Raw genomic sequence first — 15,213 nt, forward strand, 5'->3', positions numbered from 1 at the left:
AGCATTCCGCCTCCGAACACTTGCCCTTGTCGGCGCCAGCATACGGAATGTGGAGATTCGGCCCACGGAATTCTTCGAAGAACCTTTTTTTCTTGAAGCGGATGCAGCACCTCAGTGCGCGTGGCCGTGCAAACCTTCGGTCAGCAAAAAGATCATCGCGATGCCCGCTGCGATCAACGCGACCTGCACCGCCGATTCTTGCCAGCGCGGCCGGCGCTTCATCTGCGGCATCAGATCGCACACCGCGATGTAAATGAAGCTGCTCGACGCCACCACCAGCACGTACGGAATCCACGACGTCAGGCGATCCAGCAGGTAGTAGCCCAGCACCGCGCCCACCAGCGCACAGACGCTGCAGATCAGGTTGTAGACAAAGGCGCGCGTCTTGGAGAATCCGGCGTTGAGCAGCACCATGAAATCGCCGATCTCTTGCGGGATTTCGTGCGCCGCAATCGCCAGCGCGGTGACGATGCCGACCCGGGTGTCCGCCAGAAACGCCGCGGCGATCACGATGCCATCGGAGAAGTTATGCAGGCCATCGCCCACCAGGATCATCAGGCCGCTACGGCCAGCTTCCTGTCGATCATGGCCATGGTGATGACCGTGCCCGTCGCCCTCGTGGTGGTGTGAATGGCGGATCAGCGAAATCTTTTCCAGCAGGAAGAAACCCAGCAGCCCGGCCAGCAACGTGGCGAACAGCGCGTGCGTATTGGGCTCGATGCCGCGATGCGCTTCGAACGCCTCCGGCAACGAATGGAGCAGCGACGTGGCCAGCAGCACGCCCACCGAAAAACTGACCATCCGATCGACCATGCGCGACAGCACCGTCAGTGACAGCACGGCAGCGCCTGCCATGCTGCCGATGCCAGACAGCGCGGTGGCCAGGAGAATGCCAAACAGGGTGGTATCGAAGGTCATGCGAAGGTGACGCAGCGGGAGCCAATAAACGCAACAGAGTTGCAAGAAGGGCGAATTGTATGCCGCTTTATCCACCTTTGCCAGTGCACGCAAAAGAAAAGGCCCCAGGGCAACTCCTGGGACCTGTTGTGTTCGACGTGCTGAGGGACTACACCACGCCGTGGTCCTTGAACCATGCCAGGCACTTCTTCCAACCATCTTCCGCGTCGGCCTTCACATAGCTCGGACGGTAATCCGCGTGAAATGCGTGGCCGGAATTCGGGTACACGATGATGCGCGATGCATGCGCCTTGGGATTCTTGGATTTTTCCAACGCGGTCTTCATTGTGTCGCGCACGTCTTCCGTAATCACAGTGTCCTTCGCGCCGTAGAGACCCAGCACGGGTGCCTTCAGTTCGTCCACCTTGTCGATAGGCGAAACCGGTTGCAGCGGATTCGGATTGCCCTTCAGCGGCCCGTACCACACCACTGCAGCCCGGATGCCGGGGTTGCGCTCCACGGCCAGCCAGACCTGGCGCCCACCCCAGCAAAAGCCGGTCATGCCGATACGCGCCGCGTCGCCACCGTTCTCCTTGGCCCACGCGATGGTGGCGTCAAGATCGCCCGCCACCTGCGAATCCGGCACTTTGGACACCACGTTGGCGACAGCTTCCTGCACCGTGCCGTACGCGCGCGGATCGCCTTGGCGCACAAACAACTCAGGCGCGATCGCCAGATAACCGAGCTTGGCAAAACGCCGGCAGATATCGGCAATGTATTCGTGTACGCCAAAGATCTCGCTGACGACGATCACCACCGGCAGGTGCGTCTTGCCTTCTGGCTGGGCGCGATAGGCCGGCATCTTGAAGTCGCCCACGGGCACGATCACCTCACCCGCCGTCAGCCCATTGAAATCGGTGTGGATGGTCTGCGCCGACACCGGCAGTACCGCTGCCGCAAAGGCCGAGCCCAGTGCCGTCTTCATGAAGCCGCGGCGGTCAAAGCTGCGGCCGGGTACCAGGCTCTCCACTTCTGCATCAAGCTGCATCGCACTCTCCTCGCGCCCACGGCGCGGTTACGGTGAACGAAGCGGCTAGTCTACCGAAGCGGATGCATTGCTGCCGAGCCAGGCATCCGGCACCCGTATCAAGAACGGCTTAGTGGAGCTTGACCCGCGGATTTGTCTTGCTGCGCAGCCAGTGCATGACCGTATCCACCGACATGCGCACCCAACCGTGCAGCGCCAGCACGTGCATGCGATACAGCGACGTGTACATCAGCCGCGCCATCAGACCTTCGATGAACATCGAGCCGCCAATCAGCCCACCCATCAGGCTGCCGACGGCGCTGAAATGACCGAGCGACACCAGCGAGCCAAGGTCCTTGAACGCGAACGGCTGGACCGGCTTGCCGTCCATGCGCTTGCGCAACGCGTCGAACAGATAGGTGGCCTGCTGATGCGCGGCCTGCGCACGCGGCGGCACGCTGGTCGAGGCCTCGGGCCACGGGCAGCTTGCACAATCGCCAAAGGCGTAGATCGAATCGTCGCCCTCGACCTGGAGCGTGCGCGAGACGACAACCTGGCCCAGCTTATTCACCGGCAGCCCCAACTCACCCAGCACCGACGGTGCACGGATGCCGGCGGCCCACACGGTCAGATCTGCCGGAATGGACTTGCCGCTGGCCGTGTTGACAGCACGGGCGGTGACTTCCGTCACGCGTTCGCTGGTAATGACGTCCACGTCGAGCTTTTCCAGCAGCTTGGTGGTCGCTGCTGAAATGCGCTCCTTGAGCACCGGCAAAATGCGCGGACCGCCTTCGATCAGGTGGATGCGGATGTCATGACGCGGGTCCAGCTTGTGCAGGCCATACGCGGCCAACACGTGGGCGGTATTGCGCAGTTCGGCCGATAGTTCCACGCCCGTGGCGCCCGCACCGACGATGGCGATGTCCACCTGCGGACGCGCATCGCCCACACCGTTCTGGGCGCGCATGCACGCCGCGATGAGCCTGCGGCGGAAGCGCTCGGCCTGCCATGCGGTGTCGAGGGCGATGGCATGCTCGGCCGTGCCCGGTACGCCGAAGAAATGCGTCACGCTGCCAATCGACAGCACCAGCGTGTCGTACGAAATGGCGCGCTCGGGCAGCACCTCGGTGCCGTCCGCGTCAACGCATCCGGACACGATGATGGATTTGGCGACGCGATCGAGGCCCTTCAGCTCGCCCTGCTGGAATTCGAAGCCATGCCAGCGCGCCTGCGCAGCGTATTCGAGCTGGTGAGTGTTCGGATCCATGCTGCCGGCGGCAACTTCATGCAGCAGCGGTTTCCAGATGTGTGTTGGGTTGCGATCAACCAGAATGACCTGCGCCGCGCCGCGCTTGCCGAGCTTGTCACCCAGCCGCGTTGCGAGTTCCAACCCGCCAGCGCCTCCACCGACCACCACAATGCGTGGTCCGTTCGTACTCCCCGCGCCATCCATCTGCCCTGCCATGTGCCTCTCCTGGAGCCGTTGAATCTTTTCGATCACGTGATCTGTCAGGTGCAGTCTGCTGCAACGCAAAATTCGCCGCAACCCCAGATACAGGGATATGGCGAATCATGACAACCGCATGCCCACGCCATCCATAGACTGCCTTGGCAGACAAACTCGCGCCACACCTTGTTTTATGGCGTGGCGCTCGCGCGGCAAGCGATTGCGTCAGTGCGCCTCTTCCCAGTTGGCACCCACGCCAACTTCGGCCACCAGAGGCACCCGCAGCGTTGCGACGCTGCACATCAGTTCGGGCAGGCGCTCGCGTACGACCGCCAGTTCGTCCTGCGGGACTTCGAGCACCAGCTCATCGTGCACCTGCATGACCAGGCGCGAGCGCATCGCTTCGGCTTCGAGCCAGCCTTGCACAGCCAGCATCGACAGCTTGATCAGGTCAGCCGCTGTTCCTTGCATCGGCGCGTTAATGGCGGCGCGCTCGGCAGCCTGACGGCGCGGGCCGTTGCCGCCATTGATGTCCGGTAGCCACAGGCGACGACCGAAGACCGTCTCCACGTAGCCTTTCTCGCGCGCGGTCTGCCGGGTCTCGTCCATGTAGCTCGCGGCGCCGGGGTAGCGGGCGAAGTACCGGTCGATATACAGCTTGGCAGCGTCGCGCCCAATGCCCAAGTTGCTGGCCAGCCCGAACGCGCTCATACCGTAGATCAGGCCGAAGTTGATGACCTTCGCCACACGGCGCTGGTCGGGTGACACTTCCAGCGGCGTCACGTTGAACACTTCCGCAGCCGTGGCGCGATGCACGTCCTGGCCCTCACGGAATGCACGCATCAGGCCTTCGTCCTGCGACAGATGCGCCATGATGCGCAGTTCGATCTGCGAGTAGTCGGCCGACACAATCACGCTGCCCTCCGGCGCGATAAACGCTTCGCGGATGCGCCGCCCTTCTTCGGTGCGTACCGGAATGTTCTGCAGGTTCGGATCGGTAGAGGCCAGGCGTCCCGTCACCGCCGTCGCCTGGCCGTAGGTGGTGTGGACCCGGCCAGTGCGCGGGTTGACCATCTTCGGCAACTTGTCGGTGTAGGTGGACTTGAGCTTGGCCAGACCCCGGTAATCCAGCAGCAACTTCGGCAGCGGGTAGTCTTCGGCCAGCTTCTGCAGCACCTCTTCGTCGGTCGACGGTGCACCGCTCGCGGTCTTCTTGATGACCGGCAACTTCATCTGGTTGAAGAAGATGTCGCCGATCTGCTTGGGTGAGCCGAGGTTGAACGGCTGACCCGCAAGCTTGTGCGCCTCGGCTTCCAGATCGATCAGACGCAAGCCCAGCTCGTTGCCCTGTTTGGCCAGACGATCAGCATCGATCAGCACGCCGTTGCGCTCCATCTTCTGCAGCACGATGGAGGTCGGCATTTCGATCTGCTCGTAGACGTAGCGCAGTTTGTCGTCTTCGGTCACCTTGGGGAACAGCGCGCGATGCAGGCGTAGCGTGATGTCAGCATCCTCCGCCGCGTACTCGGTCGCGCGATCGAGCGGCACCTCGTCAAAGCCGATCTGCGATGCCCCCTTGCCGCACACGGCTTCGTAGGTGATCGTCTGCAAGTGCAGCACGCGTTCGGCCAGTGCGTCCATGCCGTGATTGCGGTGCGATTCGAGCACGTACGATTCGAGCATCGTGTCGTGCTCGATGCCGCGCAGCGCGATGCCATGGTTGGCAAACACATGCGCGTCGTACTTCAGATGCTGGCCGACTTTCTTGCGCGACTCGTCTTCGAGCCACAGCTTCATGCGCGCGAGCACGGTGTCGCGCGAGAGCTGCGCCGCTGCATCAAAGCCGGCCACATCCGGGCCGCGATGGGCCACCGGGATGTAGCAAGCCTCCCCCGGCTTGACCGAGAGCGAAATGCCAACCAACTGCGCGAGCATCGGGTCAAGGGACGTGGTCTCGGTATCGATGCAGGCAAGGTCCACTTCGTCCAGGCGCTGCATCCACGACTCGAGCTGTCCTTCGGTCGTCACCGTCTCATACTTGATCTCGTCGGGCGGCGCTTCCACGTCGAACAGGTTGGCCTGGGCTTGCAGTTGTGCAGCCTCGCCGGCGTAATTTTTCACGGGCGTCGCGGCCTTGCGCGCGGCACCCACGCTGCGCGTATCGGGCAAGGCGTCGCCGGAAGCCTCGCGCAGCCACGTCTTGAAGCCGTAGCGGGAGAAGAAATCGACGAGCTTGGATTTATCTTCGCCGCCGTCGATCAGCGCATCGAATGTCGGCACTTCTTTGCTGAGATCGCAGTCGAGCTTCACTGTCAGCAGTTCGCGGCCCTTGGGCAGCCACTCGAGCGTGTTGCGCAGGTTGTCGCCCACCACGCCCTTGATCTCGCCCGCACGCGCCATGACGTTGTCGAGCGTGCCGAATTCGGTCAACCATTTCACCGCGGTTTTCGGGCCCACCTTGGGCACGCCGGGCACGTTGTCCACGGTGTCGCCAATCAGCGAAAGATAATCGACGATGCGTTCGGGCGGCACGCCAAACTTGGCTTGCACACCAGGCGGGTCGAGCGTTTCGTTGGTCATGGTGTTGACCAGCGTGACGTGGTCATTCACCAGTTGGGCGAGGTCTTTATCACCCGTTGAGACGATGGTCCGAACGCCTTCGCGGGCCGCCCGCTCGGCCAGGGTGCCAATCACATCGTCGGCCTCTACACCTTCGACCACCAAGATGGGCCAGCCCAATGCCCGCACGGCTTCGTGGATGGGTTCGATCTGCGCGCGCAGGTCGTCCGGCATGGGCGCGCGGTGCTCCTTGTAGGCCGGATAGAGGTCGTCGCGAAAGGTCTTGCCTTTGGCGTCGAAAATGCAAGCGCTATACTTGGCCGGGTAGTCGTTGCGCAGTTTGCGCAGCATGTTCACGATGCCGTAGATGGCCCCCGTAGGAAACCCTTCTCCGTTTCGCAAGTCGGGCAGTGCGTGATAGGCACGGTACAGATAACTCGAGCCATCGACGAGCAACAGCGTTTCTTGACTTTCCGACATTCCCATGGACTCTAAAGTGACTGGAACGCCAAAAGGCGTTTCCGATAATGGCGCTTCCGCTGAAGGCGGCGTGGCAAAGCAGGCTTCTGGTGCTTCCTCGGCGGAGGTTTCCGCGGCTGAACTGACGGGGGTGAGCCCCGCGCGCCAGGCCACCACGGCCGACATGGACGTCAACGTGACAGTGGGCGTTGAACACGAGCCCAAAGCTGACGTGTCACATGGCCGTACCGATCGCAAAATGATCCCCAGCCTGCGGGCACTCGCCGACGAAGAACGCGCCACCGCAAAGAAAGCGCGCGCCTCCTGGCAGATGTTCACGATTATGGCAGAGTTCATCGAGGCGACCGAGTACCTCTCGGAGATCCGCCCGGCCGTCTCGATCTACGGCAGCGCGCGCCTGCGCGAGGATTCGCCGTACTACGAACGCACCATCGAAATCGCCCGGTTGTTCTCGGATGCGGGCTTCGCCGTCATCTCCGGCGGCGGCCCCGGCATCATGGAAGCAGCCAACAAGGGGGCGCACGCCGGCAAGTCGGCCAGCGTCGGCCTGAACATCGAACTGCCGCACGAACAGCAAGGCAATCGGTACCAGGACATCTCGATGCGCTTCCGCCATTTCTTCACGCGCAAGGTCACCTTCGTGAAGAACTCGGATGCGTTCATCGTCATGCCTGGTGGTTTTGGCACGCTCGATGAACTGGCTGAAGTGCTCACGCTCGTCCAGACGGGCAAATCGCGCAGCGTGCCGGTGGTCATGTTCGGCAGCCATTTCTGGAAGGGCCTGCTGGATTGGTTCCGCTTTACGCTGCTGCCGATGGGCCTGATTGCCGAGCACGACCTCGACATCATGCGCATCGTCGACGAGCCCAAGGACGCGCTCGACGCCGTCTACGAGTTCTACGAAAAGCGCGAAGGCACCTCGCCGATTCCGCCCAAGGAAGAGATGTTCTACCTGTAACCCCGGGTGTGACATTCGGCGCCATGCGAACGGACGATGGCGGGTGGCTGGACTGCTAGAATGGAGGGTCCCAGATCACTCGCCGGAGTCCATGATGGATTCGCTGCTTCACCCGCCCGCCCCCGTCCACTCCGGCTATGCCAATGTCGCGCGCCTCATGCGCCACGCTGGGCTGCTGGCAGGCACCGTTTTCTGCCTCGCCCTGCCCGCGCACGCCGAGGTGACCTCCGACAGCGCCGGTCTGGACCTTCCCGACGTCAAGGCGATCAACAATCAGCCGATCTCCAAGCCAACCCGCGGCGCGATCCACAACGAGCGCGTCAAGCCGAGCTTCGACTACCGCGACAACGACGGTACGCAGGTCGAGGAATACCGCTTCCAGAAGGGCCAGGCGCCGGACATCCACGTCAAGTCGGGCATGGGCACGTCCTACAACCTGAGCAAGCCCGAAGACAGCTCGCCGCGTATCCGCGAGCGCGGTGATATCGACCGGGTGCCTTCGGTCAACGTCCTGAAGTTCTAAGCCTGTGCCGCAACTGCGGCGCCTGCCAGCCGGCGCCGCCGTGGGCAGGTTGCCTTTCCCTCCACCCGTTTCCCGTTCCTGAAGCATGGCTGTTTTCACCCCGGTCTCCGACGCAGAGATCGCTCTCTGGCTGGATCAATACGATGTGGGCGCGGTGCGCGCATTTCGCGGCATCCCCTCCGGGATCGAAAATTCCAACTTCTTCCTGACCACGGAAAAGGATGGGCAGACGCACGAATACGTCGTCACCCTGTTCGAACGGCTGGCGGTCGAGCAGCTGCCGTTCTACCTGTATTTGATGCAGCATCTGGCGCAGCACCACATCAGCGTACCGGCGCCGATTCCCGGCCGCGACGGCGAGATCCTGCGCACGCTCAACGGCAAGCCGGCGACCATCGTGACGCGCCTCCCGGGCCGCTCGAACCTGGCTCCCACGGTGTCGGAATGCGCTATCGTCGGCGACATGCTCGCGCGCATGCACCTGGCCGGCCGCGACTATCTGCGCCATCAGCCCAACCTGCGCAGCCTGCCGTGGTGGAACGAGGTGGTGCCCGAGGTGGTGCCCTTCGTGCATGGCGACACGCGCGCGCTGCTGGAAAACGAACTCGCGCATCAGCAACGCTTCTTCGCCAGCGCCGACTACGCCGCGCTGCCCGAAGGCCCGTGCCATTGCGACCTCTTCCGCGACAACGTGCTGTTCGAGCCGGCCGCCGATGGCCACCCGGAACGCCTGGGCGGGTTCTTCGACTTTTACTTTGCCGGTGTCGACAAGTGGCTCTTCGATGTGGCCGTCACCGTCAATGACTGGTGCATCGACCTGGCCACCGGCGTGCTGGATGCGGAGCGGGCCCGTGCGATGCTCCACGCCTATCACGCTGTACGCCCGTTCACCGATGCCGAAACGCGGCACTGGCAAGACATGCTGCGCGCTGCGGCGTACCGTTTCTGGGTCTCGCGCCTGTGGGATTTCTATCTACCGCGCGATGCCGAACTGCTCAAGCCGCATGACCCCACCCACTTCGAGCGCGTGCTGCGAGAGCGGGTTGGCGCGGGCGCCCTGACTCTGGATCTTCCCCAACCATGCAACTGATTGAAGTACCGGCCAAGCAAGGCTACGTCTGGCTGCGCCAGGGCGCGTGGCTGTTTCGCAAGAACCCGATCGGGTTCTTGCTGCTGCTGTTCATCTACCTCTTTGCGGTCAACCTGCTGATGCTGCTGGTGCCGCCGATTGGTGTTTTTGCCATCCTGCTGGTGAACCCGGCCATCTTCGTGGGCTTCATGTCGGCCTGCCGCGACACGGTGGCGGGCAAGCGAGTCGGGCCGGCATCGCTCATCGCGGGCTTTCGCGCGTACGGCAAGGATGCAATGCGCAGCCTGCTCAAGCTGGGCGGCATTTACGGCGCACTGGTACTGGTGGTCAGCGGCGTACTGATGACGATGGTGGACGTGGACACGCTCATGACCGTGGTCAGCGACAAGCCGCTCACCGCTGATGCCATCCGCGAGTTCTACCTTGCTATGGTGATGGGCTCGGTGCTGTACATCCCGGTGGCGGTGCTGTTCTGGTTTGCGCCGTTGCTGGTGGCATGGCACGGCATTCCGGTGGGCAAGGCGCTGTTCTTCAGCTGGATGTCCGTGTGGCGCAATCGTGCGGCGTTCATCCTCTACGGGACACTGGTGGCGATCCTGCTGATTGCCGTGCCGCTGTTCATCGATGCGCTGTTCGCGTCGAGCGGCGCCAACAACATCGCCCCGATCATCGCCACGCCGTACCGGATTCTGGTGATGGCCGTGCTGTACTGCTCGTTCTACGCCACCTACCGCGGCTGCTTCAACGTAACGCAAGCCGCCGGCCAGACGACCGATACGACGGCCTGATCGACAGGCCGTTCACTCACCCGACCGGCGCTCAGTTGATCGGGTCCAGCTTGGCGATGCCCAGCGCCAGCACCTTCACCCCGTGGCGGTTGAACTTGATGTGAGCGCGCGCCTCGGCGCCCTCGCCTTCCAGCGTCGTGATGACGCCTTCCCCGAACTTGTTGTGGAACACCGACTGGCCGACGCGGAAGCCCGTGGCCTCCGCGCGCTTGGCGTCGGCGTAGTTCTTGCCGGTGTCCATGCCGCCGGTCGGGCGGCCGGTGTAGGCATCGTCATCGCCGCGCTCGGGGCGCTTGAACCAATCCTTGCCCCAGGCGGAATCGCCTTGCGCACGGCGCGTGGCTTGGTAGCCAGAGTGTTGCGGCGTCAGCCACTTCAGCGTGTCTTCGGGCAGTTCGTCAAAGAAGCGGGAGCGGATGTGGTAGCGGATCTGACCGTGCAGCACGCGGCTTTGCGCAAACGACAGATACAACCGCTCGCGCGCACGGGTGATCGCCACGTACATCAGGCGGCGCTCTTCTTCCAGGCCGTCCTTCTCCATCTGGCTGTTTTCGTGCGGGAACAAACCCTCTTCCAGCCCGGTGATGAAGACGACGTGGAATTCAAGCCCCTTGGCCGCATGCACGGTCATCATCTGCACGGCATCCTGGCCGGCCTGGGCCTGGTTGTCGCCGGCCTCCAGCGAGGCGTGCGTGAGAAAGGCGACCAACGGCGTCATCTCCGTGGGCGTCTCGTCGGTCACGAGTTCAGAGGCGGTATCGGTCTCGCCGCCTTCGATGCGTAGCATGGCGTCGTGGCGCACGGGCAGCGCGGTCGCAATCGCGTCTACGCCGTAGCCTTCTTCGGCAACGAAGGCTTGGGCGGCGGTCACCAGTTCCTGCAAGTTCTCGATGCGGTCCTGGCCTTCCTTCTCACCTTGGTAATGCGTGATCAGGCCGCTGGCGTGAATGACGTGCTGGACGATTTCGGGCAGCGTCATCTGGCGCGTGTCGGCACGCATCTGTTCGATCAGACGCACAAACGCCGACAACTTGGTGCCCGCCGCCCCCGTGAGATACGGCACCGCCGCGGCGAGAGAAATGCCGTACAGTCGCGCCGCGTCCTGCAACAGCTCCAGCGAACGTGCCCCAATGCCACGCGCCGGGAAGTTCACCACACGGCCGAACGCGGCGTCGTTGTCCGAGTTTTCCAGCAACTGGATATACGCCAGCGCGTGTTTGATTTCCGCGCGCTCGAAAAAGCGCAGGCCGCCGTACACCTTGTAGGCGATGCCTGCCGAGAACAAGGCGTGCTCGATCACCCGCGACTGCGCGTTGCTGCGATAGAGGATGGCGATTTCCGAGCGCGACATGCCGGTGGCAATGCGGTCGCGGATCTCATCGACAATCCAACCCGCCTCTTGCCCGTCCGTCGCAGCCTGGTAGACACGCACCGGCTCGCCATGGCCGGCATCCGTGCGCAGGTTCTTGCCCAGCCGACGCGTGTTGTGCGAGATCAGATGGTTGGCGGTATCGAGAATGTGGCCATGCGAGCGGTAGTTCTGCTCCAGCTTGATCCGGTGCTCGACGCGGAATTCGCGTTCAAAGTCGACCATGTTGCCCACGTTGGCGCCGCGAAACGCGTAGATGCTCTGGTCATCATCGCCCACGGCAAAGATGGCATTGGGCGTGACACCGGGCTCGCCCAGGCCAGCCAGAATCTTCAGCCAGGCGTATTGCAGCTTGTTCGTATCCTGGAACTCATCCACCAGGATGTGCTTGAAGCGCCGTTGGTAGTGCGCGCGAATGGCGTCGTTGTAGCGCAGCAGCTCATAGCAGCGCAGCAGCAGCTCGGCAAAATCGACCACGCCTTCGCGCTGGCATTGCGCGTCGTAAGCGGCGTAGAGGTCGGCCATGCGGCGGTCGTACTCGTTGGCGATTTCCAGATCGCCCGCGCGCAAGCCTTGCTCCTTGGCCCCGTTGATGAAGTATTGGACGTTCTTGGGCGGGAATTTCTCGTCGTCGATATTGAGCGATTTGAGCAGGCGCTTGACGGCGGAGAGCTGGTCTTGCGTGTCCAGAATCTGGAACGTCTGCGGCAAACCGGCATCCCGGTAATGCGCGCGCAGCAACCGGTTGCACAGGCCGTGGAACGTGCCGATCCACATGGCGCGCGTGTTGATCGGGAGCATGGCCTGCAGGCGGGCCGTCATTTCCTTGGCCGCCTTGTTCGTAAACGTGACGGCCAGCACACCCGCCGGCGATACCCGCGCGCTTTGGATCAGCCACGCGATGCGGGTGGTCAAGACGCGCGTCTTGCCGCTGCCTGCCCCCGCCAGGATCAGCGCCGATTCATCGGGAAGCGTGATGGCAGCGCGTTGTTCGGGGTTCAGATTGGCGAGCAGGTCGGACATGCGGGAGGAGCCTCGGCAGAATCCTGAAATTATACCGGCCGCATTCGCCGCTTCACCCGTGCTGGGCATCGACACGCCGTATAATTCCAAGCTTTCGCCCGCCATTTTCCTGGGCCGAACGTCTTTTTTGCGCCCATTGCGCCCCGTCAGCATGACCGATCAAAACCAGTCCCTCGCCAAGAGTTTCGAACCCGCCACCATCGAGCAGAAGTGGAGCGCGGCGTGGGAAGCGATGGGCGTCTCCCGCGCGACGCTCGAAGCCGGCAAACCCGACTTCTGTATCCAGCTCCCGCCGCCGAACGTGACGGGCACGCTGCACATGGGCCACGCGTTCAACCAGACCATCATGGACGGCCTGACGCGCCACGCGCGCATGGCCGGCGCCAACACGCTGTGGGTGCCGGGCACCGACCACGCCGGCATCGCCACGCAGATCGTCGTCGAGCGCCAGCTGGATGCCCAAGGCGTCTCGCGCCACGACATGGGCCGCGAGAAATTCGTCGAGAAGGTGTGGGAATGGAAGGAGCAATCGGGCTCCACCATCACGCGCCAGGTGCGCCGCATGGGTGCCTCGATCGACTGGGAGCGTGAATACTTCACGATGGACCCGAAGATGTCGCGCGCTGTCAGCGACGTGTTCGTGCGTCTGTATGAGCAAGGCTTGATCTACCGCGGCAAGCGCCTCGTCAACTGGGACCCGGTGCTGGGCACCGCGGTGTCCGATCTGGAAGTGGTGAGCGAGGAAGAAGAAGGCTCGCTGTGGCACATCCGCTATCCGCTGGCCGAACCGGACGCCGTGCACGGCCTGACACACCTGACGGTGGCCACCACCCGCCCCGAGACGATGCTGGGCGACACGGCCGTGATGGTGCACCCCGAGGATGAGCGCTACGCCCACCTCATCGGCAAGTTCGTCCAACTGCCGCTGACCGATCGCAAGATTCCGGTGATTGCCGACGAGTATGTCGACCGCGAGTTCGGCACCGGCGTCGTCAAGGTGACCCCCGGCCACGACTTCAACGACTACGCGGTGGGCCAGCGCCACAAGCTGCCGCAGTTGTCGATCCTGACGCTCGACGCGAAGATCGTTGCCGATGCTCCGGCCGCCTATGCCGGCATGGACCGCTTCGACGCGCGTAAGAAGATGGTCGAGGATCTCGAAGCGCAAGGCCTGCTCGCCGAAGTCAAGAAACACACGCTGATGGTGCCGCGCGGTGACCGCACCGGCGTCGTCATTGAGCCGATGCTGACCGATCAGTGGTTCGTCGCCATGAGCAAGCCGGCGCCGGAAGGCACGCGCTTCCCGGGCCGCTCCATCGCTGAAGTGGCGCTGGACGCCGTGCGGAGCGGCAAGATCAAGCTGGTGCCCGAGCAGTGGGTTAATACGTACAACCAGTGGCTGAACAACATCCAGGACTGGTGCATCTCGCGCCAACTGTGGTGGGGCCACCAGATTCCGGCGTGGTACGACGAAGCCGGCAATGTGTACGTCGGCCGCACGGAAGAAGAAGCCAAGGCCCAAGCGGCCGCCAAGGGCTATACCGGCGCGCTCACGCGTGACGACGACGTGCTCGACACGTGGTTCTCGTCCGCGCTGGTGCCGTTCTCGTCGCTGGGCTGGCCGGCCGATACGCCGGAGCTGAAGCACTTCCTGCCCTCGACCGTGCTGGTCACGGGCTACGACATCATCTTCTTCTGGGTGGCGCGCATGGTCATGATGACCCTGCACTTTACCGGTGAAGTGCCCTTCCACACCGTCTACGTGCACGGGCTGGTGCGCGATTCGGAAGGCAAGAAGATGAGCAAGTCCGAGGGCAACACGCTCGACCCGGTGGACCTGATCGACGGTATCGCGCTGGAGCCGCTGCTCGCCAAGCGCACTACCGGCCTGCGCCGCCCGAAGGACGCGCCCAAGGTCGAGAAGCGCACGCGCAAGGAATTCCCTGAAGGCATTCCCGCATTCGGTGCCGACGCGCTGCGCTTCACGTTCGCCTCGCTCGCCACGCTCGGCCGCAGCATCAACTTTGACCCTGGCCGCTGCGAGGGCTATCGCAACTTCTGCAACAAGCTCTGGAACGCCACGCGCTTCGTGCTGATGAACACCGAAGGCCAGGACTGCGGCATGCAGGAATGCGTCGGTGATTGCGGCCCCGAAGGCTATCTGCACTTCTCGCAGGCCGACCGCTGGATTGTCTCGCTGCTGCAGCGCGTGGAAACCGAAGTGGAAAAAGGCTTTGCCGACTACCGCTTCGACAACATCGCCAACGCCATCTACAAGTTCGTCTGGGACGAGTACTGCGACTGGTACCTGGAACTGGCCAAGGTGCAGATCCAGACCGGCACGCCCGCGCAACAGCGCGCCACGCGCCGCACGCTGCTGCGCGTACTGGAAACCGTGCTGCGCCTTGCGCATCCGATCATTCCGTTCATTACCGAAGAACTCTGGCAGAAGGTTGCGCCGATGGCCGGCCGCGCCAAGGGCGATGGCACCGAAAGCCTCGCGCTGCAGGAATACCCGCGTGCCGCGCTCACCAAGATCGACGAGCAGGCCGAGCAATGGGTGCAACAGCTGAAGGCACTGGTGGACGCCTGCCGCAACCTTCGCGGCGAGATGAACATCTCCCCCGCGCAACGCGTGCCGCTGTACGCCAATGGCGAAGCCGAGTTCCTGCAGGTGGCGGCGCCGTACGTACAAGCGCTGGGCAAGCTCTCTGAAGTGAAGGTCTACACGGATGCTGCCGCCATGGAGCAGGACGGCGCGGGCGCACCGGTCGCCATCGTCGGCGAGAACAAGCTGCTGCTGAAAATCGAGATCGACGTGGCCGCCGAACAGGCGCGCCTGTCGAAGGAAATCGACCGCCTGCGCGGCGAGATCACCAAGTGCGAAGCCAAGCTCGGCAACGAATCCTTCGTCGCCCGCGCTCCGGCCGCCGTGGTGGAACAGGAACAAAAGCGAGTGACGGATTTCAAAGCCACGCTGGCTAAGCTGGAAGCCCAGATTGCACGGCTGCCGGTGCAAGCTGCCTGAACGACGCCCCGAACAATCGATAGC

The 15,213-nt window shown here is 63.3% G+C and carries 10 protein-coding genes; 5 read left to right on the forward strand and 5 right to left on the reverse strand.

Annotation, left to right across the window (positions count from 1 at the left end):
• Nucleotides 1-111: 111 nt before the first annotated feature.
• From R2N16_RS13915 to polA, 4 genes are all read right to left on the reverse strand, one after another.
• Entirely contained in the window at nt 112-918 is an 807-nt protein-coding gene (locus R2N16_RS13915; RefSeq protein ID WP_316666340.1) for a ZIP family metal transporter, read from the reverse strand.
• Nucleotides 919-1,066: 148 nt separating this feature from the next.
• On the reverse strand, nt 1,067-1,945 hold the full coding sequence (locus tag R2N16_RS13920; protein WP_316666341.1) for a dienelactone hydrolase family protein: 879 nt from the start codon (nt 1,943-1,945) through the stop codon (nt 1,067-1,069).
• A gap of 109 nt (nt 1,946-2,054) precedes the next feature.
• The gene (locus R2N16_RS13925; protein ID WP_316666342.1) at nt 2,055-3,389 is read right to left on the reverse strand and encodes an NAD(P)/FAD-dependent oxidoreductase; all 1,335 of its coding nucleotides are present in this window, start codon (nt 3,387-3,389) and stop codon (nt 2,055-2,057) included.
• A 207-nt stretch (nt 3,390-3,596) separates the two neighbouring features.
• Entirely contained in the window at nt 3,597-6,410 is a 2,814-nt protein-coding gene (gene polA, locus R2N16_RS13930) for a DNA polymerase I (protein ID WP_316666343.1), read from the reverse strand.
• A gap of 4 nt (nt 6,411-6,414) precedes the next feature.
• Between polA and R2N16_RS13935 the strand changes: the two genes are divergently transcribed.
• The 4 genes from R2N16_RS13935 to R2N16_RS13950 all read left to right on the forward strand — a co-directional run bounded on the left by R2N16_RS13935 (nt 6,415) and on the right by R2N16_RS13950 (nt 9,769).
• Nucleotides 6,415-7,368 carry an LOG family protein gene (locus R2N16_RS13935; protein ID WP_316666344.1) on the forward strand — a complete coding sequence of 318 codons (954 nt, stop codon included), beginning with the start codon at nt 6,415-6,417 and terminating at the stop codon, nt 7,366-7,368.
• A gap of 94 nt (nt 7,369-7,462) precedes the next feature.
• Nucleotides 7,463-7,891, forward strand: coding sequence for a hypothetical protein (locus R2N16_RS13940; protein ID WP_316666584.1), 429 nt, complete (start codon nt 7,463-7,465; stop codon nt 7,889-7,891).
• A gap of 85 nt (nt 7,892-7,976) precedes the next feature.
• Nucleotides 7,977-8,981, forward strand: a complete 1,005-nt coding sequence (locus R2N16_RS13945; RefSeq protein WP_316666345.1) for a homoserine kinase — start codon at nt 7,977-7,979, stop codon at nt 8,979-8,981.
• A complete protein-coding gene (locus tag R2N16_RS13950) occupies nt 8,972-9,769 on the forward strand; it encodes a BPSS1780 family membrane protein (RefSeq protein WP_316666346.1) in 798 nt (265 codons plus the stop codon). Before R2N16_RS13945 ends, R2N16_RS13950 begins: the two co-directional genes overlap by 10 nt.
• Before the next feature lie 31 nt (nt 9,770-9,800).
• On the opposite strand, the gene R2N16_RS13955 is transcribed toward R2N16_RS13950, so the two are convergent.
• Nucleotides 9,801-12,161 (reverse strand): UvrD-helicase domain-containing protein, encoded by a 2,361-nt coding sequence (locus R2N16_RS13955; RefSeq protein ID WP_316666347.1) that lies wholly within the window; start codon nt 12,159-12,161, stop codon nt 9,801-9,803.
• 151 nt (nt 12,162-12,312) lie between these two features.
• Between R2N16_RS13955 and R2N16_RS13960 the strand changes: the two genes are divergently transcribed.
• A complete protein-coding gene (locus R2N16_RS13960; RefSeq protein WP_316666348.1) occupies nt 12,313-15,189 on the forward strand; it encodes a valine--tRNA ligase in 2,877 nt (958 codons plus the stop codon).
• The last annotated feature ends 24 nt before the right edge of the window (nt 15,190-15,213 follow it).

This window comes from Ralstonia psammae (genome assembly GCF_958405935.1).
Taxonomy (GTDB): domain Bacteria; phylum Pseudomonadota; class Gammaproteobacteria; order Burkholderiales; family Burkholderiaceae; genus Ralstonia; species Ralstonia psammae.

Bases quoted from the DNA above. Each gene is read 5' to 3' on its own strand.
- R2N16_RS13945 (WP_316666345.1), top strand. From the start codon at position 7,977: ATGGCTGTTTTCACCCCGGTCTCCGACGCAGAGATCGCTCTCTGGCTG.
- R2N16_RS13920 (WP_316666341.1), bottom strand. From the start codon at position 1,945: ATGCAGCTTGATGCAGAAGTGGAGAGCCTGGTACCCGGCCGCAGCTTT.
- R2N16_RS13925 (WP_316666342.1), bottom strand. From the start codon at position 3,389: ATGGCAGGGCAGATGGATGGCGCGGGGAGTACGAACGGACCACGCATT.
- R2N16_RS13915 (WP_316666340.1), bottom strand. From the start codon at position 918: ATGACCTTCGATACCACCCTGTTTGGCATTCTCCTGGCCACCGCGCTG.
- R2N16_RS13960 (WP_316666348.1), top strand. From the start codon at position 12,313: ATGACCGATCAAAACCAGTCCCTCGCCAAGAGTTTCGAACCCGCCACC.
- R2N16_RS13935 (WP_316666344.1), top strand. From the start codon at position 6,415: ATGGACTCTAAAGTGACTGGAACGCCAAAAGGCGTTTCCGATAATGGC.
- polA (WP_316666343.1), bottom strand. From the start codon at position 6,410: ATGTCGGAAAGTCAAGAAACGCTGTTGCTCGTCGATGGCTCGAGTTAT.
- R2N16_RS13940 (WP_316666584.1), top strand. From the start codon at position 7,463: ATGGATTCGCTGCTTCACCCGCCCGCCCCCGTCCACTCCGGCTATGCC.
- R2N16_RS13955 (WP_316666347.1), bottom strand. From the start codon at position 12,161: ATGTCCGACCTGCTCGCCAATCTGAACCCCGAACAACGCGCTGCCATC.
- R2N16_RS13950 (WP_316666346.1), top strand. From the start codon at position 8,972: ATGCAACTGATTGAAGTACCGGCCAAGCAAGGCTACGTCTGGCTGCGC.